This window comes from Achromobacter xylosoxidans (assembly GCF_001457475.1).
GTDB classification, from domain to species: Bacteria; Pseudomonadota; Gammaproteobacteria; order Burkholderiales; family Burkholderiaceae_B; genus Achromobacter; species Achromobacter xylosoxidans.
In genome coordinates this window covers 3,942,059-3,957,515 of record NZ_LN831029.1, presented here as the reverse complement: position 1 = coordinate 3,957,515, position 15,457 = coordinate 3,942,059, and the positions used below count along the sequence as shown (strand labels likewise).

The window sequence follows — 15,457 nt, the reverse complement described above, 5'->3', positions numbered from 1 at the left end:
TTTCTGTCGCGGATTAGTACTGGGCCGAGAGGCTGAAGAACACGCGGGGATCCTTGTTGCCCTGGGTCAGGACGTCGCTGCTCATGGGCTTGGCCACTTCGATCGTGGCGTACAGGTTCTTGGTCAGGTTGGCGCGCATGCCGGCGCCATACGAGGAAAGCTTGGCGCGCGTCAGCGGGGCGCTTTCGCTGCGCGACCAGATGTGGCCGCCGTCCACGAACGTGTAGACGTGCGCGCCCTGCGGCAGGAAACGGTCGCTCGACACGGCGTAGCGCAGTTCCAGCGAGGCTGCCACGCCCGAGTCCGCGGACATTTCGCCGTCGTCGTAGCCGCGGCCGAAGTTGGGGCCGCCCAGGGCGAATTCCTCGCTGGCCAGCAGCGGGCTGGCGCTGTACTGGCCGGCAAAGGTGGCCACCAGGCTGAAGCGGTCGGACAGCTGCTGCAGGCGGGTCAGTTCGGCCGTCAGTTTCAGGAAGTCGGGGCGGCCCTTGGCGCGCGAGGCCAGCTCATTGCCTTCCTGCGAGGCGCCCATGGCGTCCAGGCCCTGGTGCACGGTGCCGCGCACGGCGGTGATCCCGTTCCAGCTGTCGGTGCGGTCATAGCTCAGGCCGGCGCGCAGCACCCGCAGGCGGTCGCGCGTGAAGGGAATGCCGGTGATGTCGGTGGTGACGTTGCGCACGTCCAGCATGCCGAACGCGCGCAGGTTTTCCAGGCGCGAGCGGATCACCGGATAGGTGACGGTGGCCGAATACGCCTGAACGTCGCTGGCGACGTTCAGGGGAGCCAGTTCGCGGCCCGGTTCGCTCTTGGCGTAGCTGGCCGCGACGTCGACCGTCATGCCGCTGTCGCTGACCAGCATGTCGTAATTGGCGCCCACGGCTTTGCTGCGGTAGGCCGGAAAGCCCACCCTGCCGGTCAGGGTGAGGCTGTCGGCGCGCCCGCCGAACGAGTTCAGCGTGACCTGGCCGGTCATTTCGCTCCAGCCCAGGTAGGGCGAGGCGCGGTTGTCGATGCCCAGGCGCGCATCGACCGGCTTGCGCTCGCTGCGCACCACCAGCACCGAGCCGCCCACTTCCTTGGGCGAGGCCTCCAGCGAGGCGCGCACGGTCAGGCCGTTCAGGTCGTTGGCCAGCAGCAGCTGGCGCTCGACTTCGGCCACGTTGATGGGACGCACGCCGCGCAGGCGCTGCACCAGTTTTTCGACCGCCGCCTGCGCCGGGCCGATGTCGCCGTCGTACTTCACGTCGGAGATGTAGCCCTCGACCACCATGATGCGGAACTGGCCGCCTTCGATCGTCTGCGCCGGCACGATCACGCGCGTGGTGACGTAGCCGTCGTTGCGGTAGCGCAGCTCGATGTCGCTGGCCACCTTGAAGGCGTCCGCCACGGTGATGGTCTTGCCGACCAGGTCCTGGTAGAGCGGGCGCAGCGTGTCGGCGGGGTAGCGGGTCACCCCTTCGACACGCATGTCGGTCAGCGTGAACGTCAGCTTGTCCGCGCCGGCGGGCGCTTCGGTCGCGCCACCTTGCTGCACCGTCACCGGTGGCGCGGTGGGCGTGCTTTCGGGCATGACCGGCTGAGGCAGCTGGCGGCCCGGCTCGGCGCCCGAAGGCAGGTGAAGCTGCACGTTCTGCGCCGCCACGGGGCCGGCGGCTAACGCCAGCAGCACGGCGGCAACGCCGGCGCGCAGGGAGGAAGGAGGCTGGCGGAACAGGGCGGGGCGGCGGAGTGGAATAGGGCGGCGCATGGATGCTTGGGTGATAATTCGTTACATTCAGGCTTAAATGAAGCTATTTGATATATTTCGTAAACATCAAAAAACAAAATTTCTAAAGTTCTTTACAACTGTGGGGCACTGCGGGATTCTTGCTTGGGCGGTGGCATCCAGGAGATGCCCGGAGGAACGACCTGCCGGCGTGCTGTCGAGGGTGTTTACGTGATGTTGTTGTCGCGGGACGTTGCCGAAGATCGATGGGACGCCACGGATTCCCGGTCCATGGCTTGATGTAACAAACACTATCATGTGTGAATAATGATTGCGCCCACCAGGTTTGCCGGAATGCACGACACGTTTGCCGCAAGGAAAAATATTCACAAAACCGGCACGGTTCTGTGGGCTGTTACCAACGCGTCCAGCGGCCGGCATGAAAGAATGCGCGGCATGAATGACGCCTCCTATCCGCTTATCCCGGGCCAGCTTGCCGGCCTGCGCGTGCTGGTCGTCGAGGACCGTCCCGAGGACCGCATGCTGCTGGTGGATTTCCTGACCAGCCAGGACTGCCGGGTGTATGTGGCCGAGGACGGCAACGACGGCTATCGCAAGGCGCAACTGGTGCAGCCCGACATCATCCTGATGGACGTGAACATGCCGGTCTGCGACGGCCTGGCGGCCTGTCGCCTGCTCAAGGCCGACCCGGCCACGCGGGCCATTCCCGTCATCTTCCTGACCGCGGCGTCGTTGCCCATGGAGCGCGTGGCGGGCTTGTCGGCGGGCGCCGTCGACTACGTCGCCAAGCCGTTCGATTTCGAGGAAGTGCGCCTGCGCCTGCTGATACACCTGCGCGTGACGCCGGTGGCGCAGCCCGCCAGCGCGGCCGGCCCTTGCGAGGACGGCGCCCCGGCCGCGGGCACCGGGTCGACGCTCGATGGCGTCCTGTTCCGCGCCGCGCGCAAGCTGTTGCGCGAACGGCTGGACCACACGCCGGAGCTGGTGGCGCTGGCCCAGGCGCTGGGCACCAACGCGCGTCGGCTGAACCAGGCGTTCCGGCGGTGCGCCGGCACCACTGTGTTCGAATTCCTGCGCGAAGAACGCATGCGCGAGGCGCGCCGCCTGCTGTGCGAGACCGGCCTGGACATCCAGGCCATTTCGCAGGCGGTGGGCTATGGCAACCGCGGCAATTTCTCCACCGCTTTCCGCGAGCGTTTCGGCATGGCGCCGACCGCCCTGCGCCAGGAGCAGGATCCCCATGCCTGATCGTCGCGTGGGCTGGCTGGCCTGGTTGCTGTGGCTGGCCCTGTCCTGCCTGAGCCTGCCCGCGCGCGGGCAGGATCCCCAGCCCGTCATCGACCTGAGCACCGTGGGCGGCACCCTGCCGCTGGTCGGCGAGCTGCGGGGCATCGAAGACCATGCCGGCGACCAGGACGCCAGCCAGGTCCTCGATGGCGCCTGGCAGCCGGTGACCGCCCGCTGGCTGAACCGGGGGTATTCCGCCTCGGCGTTCTGGCTGCGGCTGGAGGTCAGCAACACGTCCGGCAGCGCCCAGGAACGCTGGCTCTCGTTCGGCGTGCCGCGGCTGGAGGACGTGCGTTTCTATCTGTTCGCGCCAGGGCAACGGCAGCCGTCCGGCATCCTGCTGGCCGGCAACCGCGAGCCGCTGGCGCGCCGCGAGATCCCGGCCACCGTCTCGGTGGTGCCGTTGCGGCTCGAACCGGGCCAGCGCATGACGGTATTGGTGCGGGTGCAGAGCCGTTCCGCCATCAGCATGGAGCCCACCCTGAGGACGCCGGCGGCGTTCGTCGGCGTGACCCAGCGCAACACCATGGTGGTGGCGCTGCTGATCGGCGCCCTGATGATGGTCGGCCTCTACGCCGCGGTGCTGGGCGCGGCCCAGCGCGACCCGGTCTACCTGTTGCTGTCCGCCGCCATCTTCATCGAGATTCTCTACAGTCTGTCGTTCCAGGGGCTGCTGTACCGCTACGTCCTGACCGGCGGCGGCGAGATGGTGTTGCGCGCGCCCAGCGTGCTGGCGACGCTGGCGGCGTCCCTGTTCGGTTTCATGGCGATGCTGTTCGCCGACCTGCACCGGGTGCGCATCTGGCGCGGCGTCTATCGCGGGCTGATCGCCGCCGGCGTGGCGGGCGCGGTCTGGGCCGCGCTGGGCGACTACCGCGAGGCGGCGCAGGCGTTGATCGGGCTGATTTTCCTGTGGGCGCTGGTGTGGCTGGTGTCCATGGCCGACGGCTGGCGCCGCGGCCATGCCAACGCGCGCATCTTCCTGCTGTCCTTCGCCATCTACTGTTCCTGCCTGTTCCTGCGGGTGGCCTACATCCAGGGGCTGCTGCCGGGCCGCTGGGCGGGCGGGCCGGAAGTCGCCTGGGACCTGCTGTCGGTGTCGCTGATGCTGGCCGTGCTGCTGCATGGCCGCTCGCGCCAGCATCGCCAGGAGCGGCTCGCGGCGCAGCGCGAACTGGCGCAGGCGCGCGAACGCGAACACCAGCGGCTGGACCAGGCCGTCACCGAGCGCACCCAGGCGTTGCAGGCGGCGCTGATTCTGGCCGACGAGGCGGGCCGGGTGCGGCAGGACTTCCTGGCGCGCATCAGCCACGATCTGCGCACGCCGCTGACCTCGATCATCGGCTTTGCCGACCTGATCCAGGCCGGCGGCCGCGACGACGCGCCGCGCGGCGCCGTCATCCGCCGCAGCGCCGACCACATGCTGGGCATGGTCAATGACCTGATCGACTACGCCGCCGGCGCCGGCGGCCAGGCATTGCGGCTGGCGCCCGAATACGCGCACGCCTTGCTCGATGCCGTGGCCAAGGAAGCCGCGCCGATCGCGGCGCGCCAGGACAACCGCTTCGAACTGCGGGTGTCGGACAGCGTGCCCGCCGTGCTGGAGATGGATGGCAAGCGCGTGCGGCAGGTGCTGTCCAACCTGGTCGACAATGCCGCCAAGTTCACCCGCGGCGGCGTGCTCACGCTGACCGCGGACTACGCCGCGCCGGCGGCGGGCGAGGCCGCGGGCTGGCTGACGCTGGCGGTGCGCGATACCGGCTGCGGCATCGCGCCCGAAGACCGGCAGCACATCTTTGAACCGTTCCAGCGGCTGACGTCCGCCGACAGCCAGCCCGGCGTCGGACTTGGCCTGGCGATCGTCCAGCAATGGGTGCAGCGCATGAACGGCCGCATCCACGTCGACAGTGAAGTGGGCCAGGGCACAACGATCAGCGTGGCCCTGCCGGTCAGGCAGGTGGACGAATCACGCGTGTCGCACCACTACATCGCCGCCGCGGCGCACGTGCTGCCCTTGCTGGATGGCGCGGGCAAGCGCATCTGGCTGGCCGAGGACACCCCGGAAATCCGCGAGTTCCTGGTCGAGGAACTGGCCAGCCTGGGCTTCCTGGTGGAAAGCGAAGCCGACGGGCGCGGCATGGTGGCGCGCATCCAGGCCGACGACGCGCGCCGGCCCGACCTGATCCTGACCGACCACCGCATGGAAGGCGCCGACGGTTCCGCCGTGCTGCGGGCCGCGCGCGCGCGCTGGCCGGACCTGCCGGTGGTGGCGGTTTCGGCGACGCCGCAGGAGACGCCGCCCCTGGACGGCGCAGGCTACGACGCCAGCCTGCTCAAGCCCATCAACCTGGTGGAATTGCGGCATCTGCTGGGCCGCCTGCTGCATCTGGCGACGAATCCCGCGGCCAATGAGCCGGCGCCGGCGGCATCGCCGCTGCCGCGCCTGTCGCGCGCCGAACTGGAACAGGTGCAGCGGCTGCTGGATATCGGCGGCATTTCGGACCTGATGGATTGGGCGCGCGCCGTGCAGGCGCGCGATCCGGCCTTCACGGATTTCAGCCAGCAGGTGCAGCGGCTGGCGCGGCAGGGCGATCTCGCGGCCATCGGCGAACTGTGCGGGCGGATGCCCGTGGCCTGAGCGGGCGTCAGGGCGGGCTGTCGCGAAACAGCCGCTCGGCGAGGAAGTCGACGAACACCCTGACCTTGGGCGACAGGTTGCGGTTGGAGGGCCACAGCGCCTGGAAGCGCCCCGCGCCATTGACCTGCGCGTCCAGCAGCGCGCGCAGCCTGCCGGCCGCCAGCGCCTCGCGCGCCAGGAAATCCGGCATGCAGCCGATGCCGAACCCCTGGATGGTCGCGCCCAGCAACGCTTCCATGTTGTTGCAGGTGAACGCGGCCGTCAGCCGCGGCGCGGCCTCGCCCGCGGCCAGCGCCAGCGGCCATTCCTGCAGCGTACCGGCGTTCGGATAGCGGAACCGCACCGCCCGATGCCGTTCCAGGTCGCGCGCGCGCTGCGGCGTGCCATGGCGCGCCAGGTAATCGGGCGCCGCGTACAGCCGCAGCCGGAAGCTGCCGAGCGTTCGGGCCGCCAGGCGCGAATCGGGCAGGTCGCCGCTGCGGATCGCCACGTCGACGCGCTCGCCGATCAGGTCCACGATCCGGTCGTTGAAGTCCATGTCCAGTTCGATGTGCGGATAGCGCGCCGCGAAGGCCGGCAGCACCGGCAGCAGGAAGTGGTAGCTGACCAGCGGCGCGCTGACGCGCAGGCGCCCGCGGGGTTCGCGCAGCGTCTGCGACAGCATGGCGTGCGCATCGTCCAGGTCTTCCAGGATGCGTTTGCAGCGCTCGTAGAACAGCCGGCCTTCCTCGGTCAGCTGCATGCGGCGCGTGCTGCGCTGGAACAGCCGCACATGCAGGTCCTGTTCCAGCCGGGCCACGGCCTTGCCGACGGCCGAGGGCGACAGGTCCAGGTCGCGTCCGGCGGCGGCGAAGCCACCCAGTTCGGCGCTGCGGACAAACGGCAACAGGCCGCTCAAACGGTCCATGGCGATTCCATTGAAGAAATTAATTCCCGTATGTGTGGATTTTTACCCTATTTATCCGCCCATTGCGCACAGGTATCTTCAATGCCGTTGCCTTCCACATCGATGTCTGCCATGCCGTCTGTCGTTTCGCCGCCGCTGTCCGCGGCCCGCAAGTTCCTGGTCCTGGCCGCCGTGTGCCTGGCGTGCGCGGCCATGCCGTTCACCTTTACCGGCCCCGCCATCGCGCTGCCCGCCATCGCGCGCGACCTGGGCGGCAGCCCGGTCGCGCTGAACTGGATCACCAACGCCTTCATGCTGGTGTTCGGCAGCTCGCTGCTGGTGGCCGGCGCGCTGGCCGACCGCTACGGGCGCCGCCGCGTCTTCCTGGCGGGCGCCGCGATCTTCATCGCGGCCTCCCTCGGCCTGGTCCATGCGCCGGACATCGTCGCCTTCGACCTGCTGCGCGCCGCGCAAGGCCTGGGCGGCGCGGCGATCTTTTCCGGCGGCGCCGCGGCCTTGGCGCAGGCGTTCGACGGGCCCGGGCGCATGCGGGCCTTCAGCCTGCTGGGCGCCAGTTTCGGCGCGGGCCTGTCGTTCGGGCCCATCGCCTCGGCCTTGCTGATCGAACGCTACGGCTGGCGCAGCATCTTCCTGCTGGTGATCGGCCTGGCCGCCGTTGCATTGCTGCTGGGCGCGCGTTGCCTGCGCGAATCGCGCGATCCGGCGGCGGGGCGCCTGGACTGGCCGGGCGCCGCCACGTTCAGCGCGGCGCTGGCGTTGCTGACCTGGGGCATCATGCGGGCGCCGCAAAGCGGCTGGGGCGATCCTTCCACGTTGGCGATGCTTGCGGCGGCGGTTGCGTTGTTCGCCGCGTTCGGCGTGATCGAGTTGCGCGCGGTCCGGCCGATGCTCGACCTGACGCTGTTCCGCTATCCGCGTTTCCTGGGAGTGCAACTGCTGGCGGCCGCGCCGGCCTATGCCTTCGTGGTGTTGCTGATCCTGCTGCCGGTGCGTTTCATTGCCGTCGACGGCCTTGGCGAAATCGAGGCGGGCCGCATGATGATCGCGCTGTCCGCTCCTTTGCTGTTGTTGCCGATCGTGGCTGGCCAGCTGACGCGCTGGCTGGCGCCGGCGCTGATCTGTGGCGCGGGGTTGCTGCTGGCGGCCGCCGGCCTGGCCTGGCTCAGCCTGGCCATGACGGCCGGGCAGGTGACGGCGCTGGTGGGGCCGATGCTGCTGATCGGCATCGGCATCAGCCTGCCGTGGGGTTTGATGGATGGGCTGGCCGTCAGCGTGGTGCCCGTCGAGCGCGCCGGCATGGCGACCGGGATCTTCAGCACGACCCGGGTGGCGGGCGAAGGCGTGGCGCTGGCCGTGGTCAGCGCGCTGCTGACCGGCTTGACCGCAAGCCACCTCGCCACGGCGTTGCCCGGCGCCGCGCCGCGGGCGACGCAGGCGGCCCAGCGCTTGGTCGCCGGCGACTTCGACGCGCTGGCCGCGATCCTGCCCGGGACCGGCCGCGCGGTATTGGCGCACGCTTCCGCGGATGCCTTCGCCGTGCTGCTGTGGATCCTGGCGGCGATCACGGTGCTGACCGCCCTGGTGGTGTTTCTCTTCCTGGGCAAGCCCGAGGCGCGCGAGGCGGCGCCGGCGGCGGCGCGGGCCTGAGACCGGTGTGGCGGCGCCTCACCCCAACCGCATCGACAGCTCGACGTCGTCGCCGAACGGCGTCGACAGGTAGCCCGAGTCCGGCGAACGCACGCGCGCCAGGTACTCAGGGCAATGGTCGGCATTGTCCGCCACGATCAGCGCGCCGGGTCGCAGCCGGCTTTCCAGCAAGGCCAGGATGTCGGAGTACAGCGCCTTGGCGCCGTCCAGCAGCACCAGGTCGATGCGCTCGGGCAGGTCGGCGGCCAGCGTCTGCAACGCATCGCCCTGGCGCAGTTCCACCAGGTCCGCCAGCCCGGCTTCAAGCAGATGGTCGCTGGCCAGGGCGACCTTGGAAGGCTCGAATTCGGTGGTGATCAGCCGGCCGCCGCCGTTGTCGCGCAACGCCGCCGCCAGGTGCAGCGTCGAAATGCCGAACGAGGCGCCGAATTCGATGATGGAGCGGGCCTGCGTGCTGCGCGCCAGCATGTACAGCAGGGTGCCGGTCTCGGGCGACACCGCCAGCGGCAGGTCCTTCATGCGGCCGTAGAACTCGCGGTATTCGGTCTTGCTGCGCATCAGCCGCGCCTGCTCGGCGTTCGACATATTGGCCAGGGCGGGGTCGGCATGCGACCAGGAGGCGTCGGCCTGGGTGAACAGGCGGTCCAGCAGCGCGGGCAGGGGCGCGGAGGTCAGGGTGTTGGTCATGATGATGGGTTTCCAGTCGGGGGGTACGGGTTTAGAATACGATGAATTCGTCGCATTTCCCTATTCGCATTTCGCGCGCCGCCATGACCACACGCCGCAGCACCCGGCTTTCCGAGAGAAAACAACCGCAGCAGGCCCGCTCGGCCGAGCTGGTCGCGGCCATCCTGCAGGCGGGGGCTCAGGTTTTGGCCAAGGAAGGGGCCGCGCGCTTCACCACCGCCCGCGTGGCCGAGAAGGCCGGCGTCAGCATCGGCTCGCTCTATCAATACTTCCCCAACAAGGCCGCCATCCTGTATCGCCTGCAGACGCAGGAATGGCAGCAGACCTCGGATCTGCTGCGGCGCCTGCTCGAAGACGCGCGCCACGCGCCGCCGCAGCGCTTGCGCAACCTGGTGCACGCCTTCGTCCGCTCGGAGTGCGAAGAGGCCGTCATGCGTGTCGCCCTCAATGACGCGGCGCCGCTGTATCGCGATGCGCCCGAGGCGCGCGCCACCAAGGAAGAGGGCGGCCGCATCGTGCTCGCGTTTCTCGAAGAGGCCCTGCCCAACGCGTCCGACGCCACCCGCGTCCTGGCGGGCGATCTCATCACCCACACGCTCAGCGCCGTCGGCAAGCAGTTCTCCGAAAGTCCGCGCACCGACGCCGAGATCGAGGCCTACGCGGACGCGCTGGCCGACATGCTGTGCGCGTATCTGGACAGCCTGGCGCGGGGCGTCGGCCAGGCACGCCGGCAAGCCCGCAAGTAACCTGTGGCATCCTCCTTCCGTGATGCACTCTCATACGACTGACACGATGCATGATTCCCTTCCCGTTGCGCTGGTGACCGGCTCCACCTCCGGCATCGGCGCCGCCATTGCCCGGCGCCTGTCGCGCGATGGCTATGCCGTGGTGCTGCATTCGCGCCAGTCGGCCGAGGCGGGCCGGGCGCTGGCCGCGGAGCTGGGTTCGGCCGTCTATGTGCAAGCGGACCTGGCCGTCGACGCCGACCGTGTGCGTCTGGTCCGCGAGGCGGTGGCGGCGTGGGGCCGGCTGGACGTGCTGGTCAACAACGCCGGCATCAGCCGCGTGATCGCGCACGGCGACCTGGCCGCGGCCACGCCCGCGGTCTGGCACGAGATGCACGAAGTCAACGTGGTTGCGCCATTCCGCCTGGTGGCCGAGGCGCAAGCCGCGCTGTCGGCGGCCGCGGCGCGGGGCCGGCCGGGTTGCGTGGTGAACGTCAGCTCGCATGCCGGCGTGCGGCCCAAGGGCGCGTCGATTCCGTATGCGGCGGCCAAGGCGGCGCTGAACCATGTGACGCGTCTGCTGGCGGTGTCGTTGGCGCCGTCGATCCGGGTCAACGCGGTGGCGCCCGGATTGGTGGACACGCCGTTGACGCGGGATTGGACCCAGGCGCAGCAGCTGTGGCGCGAACGGGCGCCGATGCGCCGCGCGGCGCAGCCGGACGACATCGCCCAGGCAGTGGCGTGGCTGGCGCAGTCCGACTACCTGACGGGCGAGATCCTGTTGTCGGACGGCGGGCTGAACCTGACCTGAGGCGCGGCCATCGCCACGGTCACGCGTCCGCTTCGGCGGGCGGCACGCCCGGCACGCCGCGCCGGATATTGCGCGAGTATTGCGCCGCATCGCGCGTGGCGCGGGCGCGGTCGGTGTAGCGGCCGGCGGCGCGGTAGGCCTGGACGCTGCCAGCGCCTTGCAGCGCTCCCAGGCGGTACAGGTATTCCGGCAGATATCCCGACAGCAGCAGGCGGTAGTCCAGCGGCAGGCCCGGCACGATCTTGTCGGCCAGCCGGTACACGATGGTGATGCAGTTGGCCGTCAGGGTGTTGTAGAAGCGCGGCTGGCGCCGCAGGCGCGTGGCCGTGTCCACGTACGACAGCAGCAGCTTGCGCGGCGCGCCGGGCGGCATGTGGACGCGGTACAGATAGCCGTCCTCGCCCCGCACATTGGTGCGCACGCGCAGGCTGTCTTCCTCGGCCGAGGCCAGCACCGACAGCTCATACTGGCGGAAAAAACCGCCGATTTCCGAGAACGTGTCGTTGCGCTTGCGGCGGATCTCCACTGAGAACACCACGTACTGGCCGTCGCTGAAGCCGAACGACACCAGGGCATGCGCAATCGCCGGGCGGCCCCAATACGACAGCGCCAGGTCCACCGATGCCAGTTTCGACAGGTCGTAGTGGCGGGTTTCCCAGCGCGCGTCGAAGTCGGTGCGCGAGCGCCAATCGAAGTTGCGCACGTCGTGCAGCGTCAGGCGGTCGCCGTCGACCTCGCCATGGGTGGCGCGAGCCACTTCGGGCATCCAGTCGCGGTCGTTGGATGGCCGCATGCCCCAGATCCACCACGCCAGCAGCGCCAGCAACAGCGCGCCGAACAGCGCGGCCGGCAGCAGGTAGCCCCATGCCAGTCCCGCCAGCGCGGCGGCGGCCAACGCCATCCAGGCCAGCGGCGCCAGCAGGCGGGCGCGGCCCCGCCCTGGCGACTGGAACCACAGCGCCAGCGCGCCCCACAGGGCGCCGGCGACGACGGCGGCCGCCAGCAGCGCCGTCATGACTGGGTCTGGGTATTGCGGGCGACCGCCTCGCGGTCCTGGCGGCGCCAGCCGGCGCGCAGCGCCGCGATCTGACGCAGCGCCGCCTGCGACATCTTCCACCAGCCGAACGGCCGCGGATCGGCCAGCATGCTGAGCGCGCGCGCATAGTCCAGCGTCAGGCCCGGGGTCCAGGCCATGGTCAGGGCGCGCTTGCGGATCTGCGCCGCCACCCACAACTCGGGCGTGAACAGCAGCCGCCACAGCACCGCCCAGCCGGCCCGCGGGCCGTGCAGGCGGCCCACCACGCCGTCCAGCGCCGCTTCCAGCGCGGCCGAGACCGAACTGGAGCAGTTGCGGTGGGTCAGGTTGTAGATCTCGGTCTTGCGGTACTCGTCCCAGAACGCCTGCAGCTTGGCGGCGTCGTAATTGCGGATGCGCACCTGCATGGTCGACGGGCACCAGGCCTTGGACTCGGTGGCGTAGTCGGGCTGGTACACGCCGGGCACGTTGTTGTCGGCGGTGGCGCGCAGCAGCGTGCCGAACTGCTCGGGCGAGTGGTCGATCTCCACGGCCGGATAGAGACTGATGTAGATGCCCTCGGGCGATTCCAGCGCGGCATGGCCGGTGGACACGACGCCGTTGATGTCCACCGCCGCGATGTAGCGGTCGACCACCGGGTAGTTGCGCGTCTCGGTTTTGGCCGAGCCCGAAGGCGTCCATACGTGCACGGTCAGGGCGCGCTCGCTGGCTTGCGGCGGACCGTCGAACACCTTCTGCGCCGGGCCGTCGGCGCGCGTCGGCATGAAGGCGGGGTCGGGGTTGGTGGCCAGCGCCGGATTGGCATCCAGGTTGCGCACGCGGCGCGCCAGCCACAGCAGCTTGAGGCCCGAGATGGCCAGGAACAGCCCGATGCAGTAGGGCACCGTGCCGACATAGTGGGTGGGGTAGGGCTGGAAGAAGAAGATCGCCAGCAGCACCTCGGCCACGCCCGAGGCGAACACCACGCGCCAGCGCTGGTAGCGCACCACGTAGGCGGCGATGCACTGGATCAGCCCGTCCACCAGGAACAGCAGCCCGAAGATCATCGACAGCACGAAATGCCCGTGATGATGGCCCGCCAGCACCAGTGTGCCGGCCACCAGCACGAACACCCCCTTGGTGTAGCGCAGCACGCGCTGGCCGCCCACGCCGGACTTGGCGATGGCCAGCGTCGCGATGCCCTCGGCCACCAGCAGCGCGGCGAAGAAATTCAGGGGAAAGTACAGCGCGTTGTCCAGGGCGTCGAGGAACACGAACGCGCCTGCGGCCAGCATCAGCCAGCCGCCGATCATCAGGGCGCGGGCGCGCTTGTGCAGATAGTCGACACCGAGCAGCAGCAAGACCAGGTGACTCATGGGGCGGGGCTCCATGCAAGGGCGCAATGCCACGGGATGGCAAGTATCGCATGCAGGGTACCGCGACTGCGGCCCGCGCGTCGAGTCGCGCGCCGCCGCCGGCGCCGAGGCGCCGGCGGCGGGCCGGTCAAGCGATGGCCGGCATGGCCCGCGGGCGCAGCGTGGCCAGCACCCAGTAGACGCCGCCGCCGATCCCCACGCCGAAGAACCAGCCATAGGTGGCCCACCAGGCCGGCAGCAGGTCGGTGAAGTTGGGCAGGATGGTCGAGAACACGCTGCCGATGCCGGTGGCCGCCAGCGCGTTCATGTTCCAGCCGCCCCGGTAGCGGTATTCGCCATGCTCGTCATACAGCGCCGCAACATTGATGCGGCCCTTGGCCACCAGGTAGTAGTCCACCAGGATGATGCCCAGCAGCGGTCCCATGGTGGCGCCGATGGCGTTGACGAAGTGGGCCGCGCCGCCTTCCCACGGCGCGAACGGATACAGCACCAGCGCGATCAGCGCCGCGATGTAGCCGCCGCACTTGAAATTGATGCGCTTGGGAAACACGTTCGAAATATCGAAGGCGGCCGACACGAAGTTCGCCACCACGTTGATGCCCAGCGTGGCCACCGCGAAGGTCAGCGCGGCCAGCAGCGCCAGCACCCAGCTGTCGAACTTGGTGGAGATCTGCTCGGGGTGCAGCAGCACCTCGCCGTAGACCTTGTAGGCGGCGATGGTGGTGACGCCCGCCACCAGCGAAAAGGCCACCAGGTTCACCGGCAGGCCCCACAGGTTGCCGCGTTTCACCGCCTGCTTGTCGCGGGCGTAGCGCGAGAAATCGCAGAAGTTCAGGTAGAGCGCGGCGAAGTAGGTGATCCAGGTGGCGCCCACCGCCATCAGCGCCCAGAAGCTGCCCGGCGCGCCCGTCACGCCGGCGTCGCGGGTCTTGTCCAGCAGCACGTCCATCGGGATGCCGTGCTCCAGGCTGAAGCCGCCGGCTTTGATGCACAGGCCGACCGCCAGCACCAGCATGGCGATCCACACCGCCGGGCCGGCCCAGTCCTGGAAGCGGCGCACGGTTTCCATGCCCTTCTGGATGATGAGCAGCTGCAGCGCCCAGATGCCGACGTAGCAGATCAGCTCCAGGCCCGAATGCCCCAGCCATTGCGTGTTCTGGTGGAAGGCCAGCAGGCTGTCGTTGCGCACCAGCAGCGCCACGATGGCGCCCGACGCGGCCGCCGTCTGCGCGCCATACCAGAAGCACGCCACCACCGCGCGCACCAGCGCCGCCAGGTTGGCGCCCCAGATGCCGAACGAAGCGCGCGCCAGCACCGGGTAGGGCACGCCGGTCTTTTCGCCGGCATAGCCCATCAGGTTCATGAGGAAGAAGATCACCAGCGAACTCAGGCCGATGGCGATCAGGAAGTTGACGAAGCTGCCGCACAGCAGGAACAGGCTGGCGGCCAGGTAGTAGCCCCACAGGCTGTGCACGTCCGAGGTCCAGACGTTGAAGATGCTGAAGGCGCCCCAGCGGCGTTCCTTCGTGGGGGCCAGGTCTTCGTTGTAGAGACCGGGGGAAGGATTTCGGATATCGATGGCGAGCTCCCTGGCCCAAGGTTGGGCATGGCCGTAAAGGAAGCCGGGCGGACCAATTACAGCAGCAACACTTGGACGGAGCCTGGCGCGTACTATGGTGTGCAAAGAGTGTATACAACCTTTGCGCCAATACGCCCCTGGGGTTTTCCCTTCCGGCAAAGGGCCTGCCTGCGCAGGCCCTGGCGGCCAATCAGCCTGGCACCGCGCCCCGCAGCCACTGGCCGGCCAGGTCCAGCACGATGCGCGCCTGCTCGCGGTGCGGCACGTGGCCGCAGTTCTCCAGCAGCGCCTGCTTGCCGCCGGTCAGGCGGGCGATGATTTCGGGGTGCGCGACCGAGCCGTACTCGTCCACTTCGCCGTGCAGCGCCAGCACCGGGCATTTGACCTGGCGCAGCGCGTCGTCGAGCTTCCAGTCGGCGAAGGCCGGCGACAGCCAGGTGTCGACCCAGGCGCTCAGCACCCACGCGGCCTTGTCGCCGTGATACTTCTTCAGGCGGTCCAGCTGGCCCGGCTCGGCGAAGTTGCGCTGCGCCGCGCGGATGCCATCCAGGGTGCGGTTCTCGGCGAAGGTCTGGGCCGACTCGGTGATCAGGGCGTCGCAATCCTGGGGATGGGTCGCCGCGCAGCAGATGCCCATGCCGCCGCCGACGCTGTGGCCGAAGGCGATGAAGCGGCCGATGCCAAGCGCCTGGCGCACGGCCTGGAAACCGTCGCGCGCCTCGGCCTCGACGAAGCCGGTGGTCAGCGTGGCGGGGTTGGGATCGGAGCGGCCAAAGCCCAGGCGGTCATAGGCGATGACGGCGCGGCCGGTGGCCGCGGCCAGCTGTTCGGGGAAGTCGCGCCACAGTTCGACGCAGCCCAGCGAATCATGCAGCAGCACGATCGGCGCCGCGTCCGCATCCCGCCCGGCGGGATCCCAGCGCCGCGCGAACAGGCGGCCTTGCGGGGTGGACACGTGGACATCCTGGCTGGCAATCGACGACATGTAGGGATCCTGGGAAGCAAAAGGGCGCCGAAGCGCCGTTTGAAGGAATCCCGGGATTATAGGAAACCGCCCGC

12 protein-coding genes are annotated in these 15,457 nt (G+C 69.3%); 5 read left to right on the top strand and 7 right to left on the bottom strand.

Features of this window, described 5'->3' with window-relative positions:
* Window positions 1-13: 13 nt before the first annotated feature.
* Complete coding sequence (locus AT699_RS17815; RefSeq protein ID WP_024069351.1) at window positions 14-1,747, bottom strand: ShlB/FhaC/HecB family hemolysin secretion/activation protein; 1,734 nt, start codon at window positions 1,745-1,747, stop codon at window positions 14-16.
* A 405-nt stretch (window positions 1,748-2,152) separates the two neighbouring features.
* Between AT699_RS17815 and AT699_RS17810 the strand changes: the two genes are divergently transcribed.
* Both AT699_RS17810 and AT699_RS17805 read left to right on the top strand, forming a co-directional pair.
* Window positions 2,153-2,974, top strand: a complete 822-nt coding sequence (locus AT699_RS17810; protein WP_006386325.1) for a response regulator transcription factor — start codon at window positions 2,153-2,155, stop codon at window positions 2,972-2,974.
* Window positions 2,967-5,651, top strand: a complete 2,685-nt coding sequence (locus AT699_RS17805; protein WP_024069350.1) for a hybrid sensor histidine kinase/response regulator — start codon at window positions 2,967-2,969, stop codon at window positions 5,649-5,651. Before AT699_RS17810 ends, AT699_RS17805 begins: the two co-directional genes overlap by 8 nt.
* A 7-nt stretch (window positions 5,652-5,658) precedes the next feature.
* Here the strand turns inward: AT699_RS17805 and AT699_RS17800 are convergent, their stop codons facing one another.
* A complete protein-coding gene (locus AT699_RS17800) occupies window positions 5,659-6,558 on the bottom strand; it encodes a LysR family transcriptional regulator (protein ID WP_006386327.1) in 900 nt (299 codons plus the stop codon).
* Window positions 6,559-6,669: 111 nt separating this feature from the next.
* Here AT699_RS17800 and AT699_RS17795 point away from each other — a divergent pair, with 111 nt between their 5' ends.
* Window positions 6,670-8,205: an MFS transporter gene (locus AT699_RS17795; protein ID WP_006386328.1), complete on the top strand. Its 1,536-nt coding sequence runs from the start codon at window positions 6,670-6,672 to the stop codon at window positions 8,203-8,205.
* Window positions 8,206-8,223: 18 nt separating this feature from the next.
* On the opposite strand, the gene AT699_RS17790 is transcribed toward AT699_RS17795, so the two are convergent.
* Window positions 8,224-8,892, bottom strand: coding sequence for an O-methyltransferase (locus AT699_RS17790; protein WP_024069349.1), 669 nt, complete (start codon window positions 8,890-8,892; stop codon window positions 8,224-8,226).
* Between the two features lie 83 nt (window positions 8,893-8,975).
* On the opposite strand from AT699_RS17790, the gene AT699_RS17785 reads away from it, so the two are divergent.
* Both AT699_RS17785 and AT699_RS17780 read left to right on the top strand, forming a co-directional pair.
* Window positions 8,976-9,638, top strand: a complete 663-nt coding sequence (locus tag AT699_RS17785; protein ID WP_035182448.1) for a TetR family transcriptional regulator — start codon at window positions 8,976-8,978, stop codon at window positions 9,636-9,638.
* A gap of 46 nt (window positions 9,639-9,684) precedes the next feature.
* Window positions 9,685-10,428 (top strand): SDR family NAD(P)-dependent oxidoreductase, encoded by a 744-nt coding sequence (locus AT699_RS17780; protein WP_024069348.1) that lies wholly within the window; start codon window positions 9,685-9,687, stop codon window positions 10,426-10,428.
* A gap of 19 nt (window positions 10,429-10,447) precedes the next feature.
* Here AT699_RS17780 and AT699_RS17775 read toward each other — a convergent pair whose 3' ends face one another.
* The 4 genes from AT699_RS17775 to AT699_RS17760 form a co-directional block, all read right to left on the bottom strand.
* The gene (locus AT699_RS17775) at window positions 10,448-11,443 is read right to left on the bottom strand and encodes an Lnb N-terminal periplasmic domain-containing protein (protein ID WP_024069347.1); all 996 of its coding nucleotides are present in this window, start codon (window positions 11,441-11,443) and stop codon (window positions 10,448-10,450) included.
* Window positions 11,440-12,819 carry an HdeD family acid-resistance protein gene (locus AT699_RS17770; protein ID WP_006384613.1) on the bottom strand — a complete coding sequence of 460 codons (1,380 nt, stop codon included), beginning with the start codon at window positions 12,817-12,819 and terminating at the stop codon, window positions 11,440-11,442. The genes AT699_RS17775 and AT699_RS17770 overlap by 4 nt, the downstream gene beginning before the upstream one ends.
* 127 nt (window positions 12,820-12,946) lie before the next feature.
* On the bottom strand, window positions 12,947-14,398 hold the full coding sequence (locus AT699_RS17765) for an NCS1 family nucleobase:cation symporter-1 (protein WP_035182450.1): 1,452 nt from the start codon (window positions 14,396-14,398) through the stop codon (window positions 12,947-12,949).
* Window positions 14,399-14,588: 190 nt separating this feature from the next.
* A complete protein-coding gene (locus AT699_RS17760) occupies window positions 14,589-15,383 on the bottom strand; it encodes an alpha/beta fold hydrolase (protein WP_024069345.1) in 795 nt (264 codons plus the stop codon).
* Between the last annotated feature and the right edge of the window lie 74 nt (window positions 15,384-15,457).

What these genes read in the sequence shown, in the direction of transcription:
- AT699_RS17815 (WP_024069351.1), bottom strand. Translation starts at nt 1,747, where the DNA reads ATGCGCCGCCCTATTCCACTCCGCCGCCCCGCCCTGTTCCGCCAGCCT.
- AT699_RS17810 (WP_006386325.1), top strand. Translation starts at nt 2,153, where the DNA reads ATGCGCGGCATGAATGACGCCTCCTATCCGCTTATCCCGGGCCAGCTT.
- AT699_RS17805 (WP_024069350.1), top strand. Translation starts at nt 2,967, where the DNA reads ATGCCTGATCGTCGCGTGGGCTGGCTGGCCTGGTTGCTGTGGCTGGCC.
- AT699_RS17800 (WP_006386327.1), bottom strand. Translation starts at nt 6,558, where the DNA reads ATGGACCGTTTGAGCGGCCTGTTGCCGTTTGTCCGCAGCGCCGAACTG.
- AT699_RS17795 (WP_006386328.1), top strand. Translation starts at nt 6,670, where the DNA reads ATGCCGTCTGTCGTTTCGCCGCCGCTGTCCGCGGCCCGCAAGTTCCTG.
- AT699_RS17790 (WP_024069349.1), bottom strand. Translation starts at nt 8,892, where the DNA reads ATGACCAACACCCTGACCTCCGCGCCCCTGCCCGCGCTGCTGGACCGC.
- AT699_RS17785 (WP_035182448.1), top strand. Translation starts at nt 8,976, where the DNA reads ATGACCACACGCCGCAGCACCCGGCTTTCCGAGAGAAAACAACCGCAG.
- AT699_RS17780 (WP_024069348.1), top strand. Translation starts at nt 9,685, where the DNA reads ATGCATGATTCCCTTCCCGTTGCGCTGGTGACCGGCTCCACCTCCGGC.
- AT699_RS17775 (WP_024069347.1), bottom strand. Translation starts at nt 11,443, where the DNA reads ATGACGGCGCTGCTGGCGGCCGCCGTCGTCGCCGGCGCCCTGTGGGGC.
- AT699_RS17770 (WP_006384613.1), bottom strand. Translation starts at nt 12,819, where the DNA reads ATGAGTCACCTGGTCTTGCTGCTGCTCGGTGTCGACTATCTGCACAAG.
- AT699_RS17760 (WP_024069345.1), bottom strand. Translation starts at nt 15,383, where the DNA reads ATGTCGTCGATTGCCAGCCAGGATGTCCACGTGTCCACCCCGCAAGGC.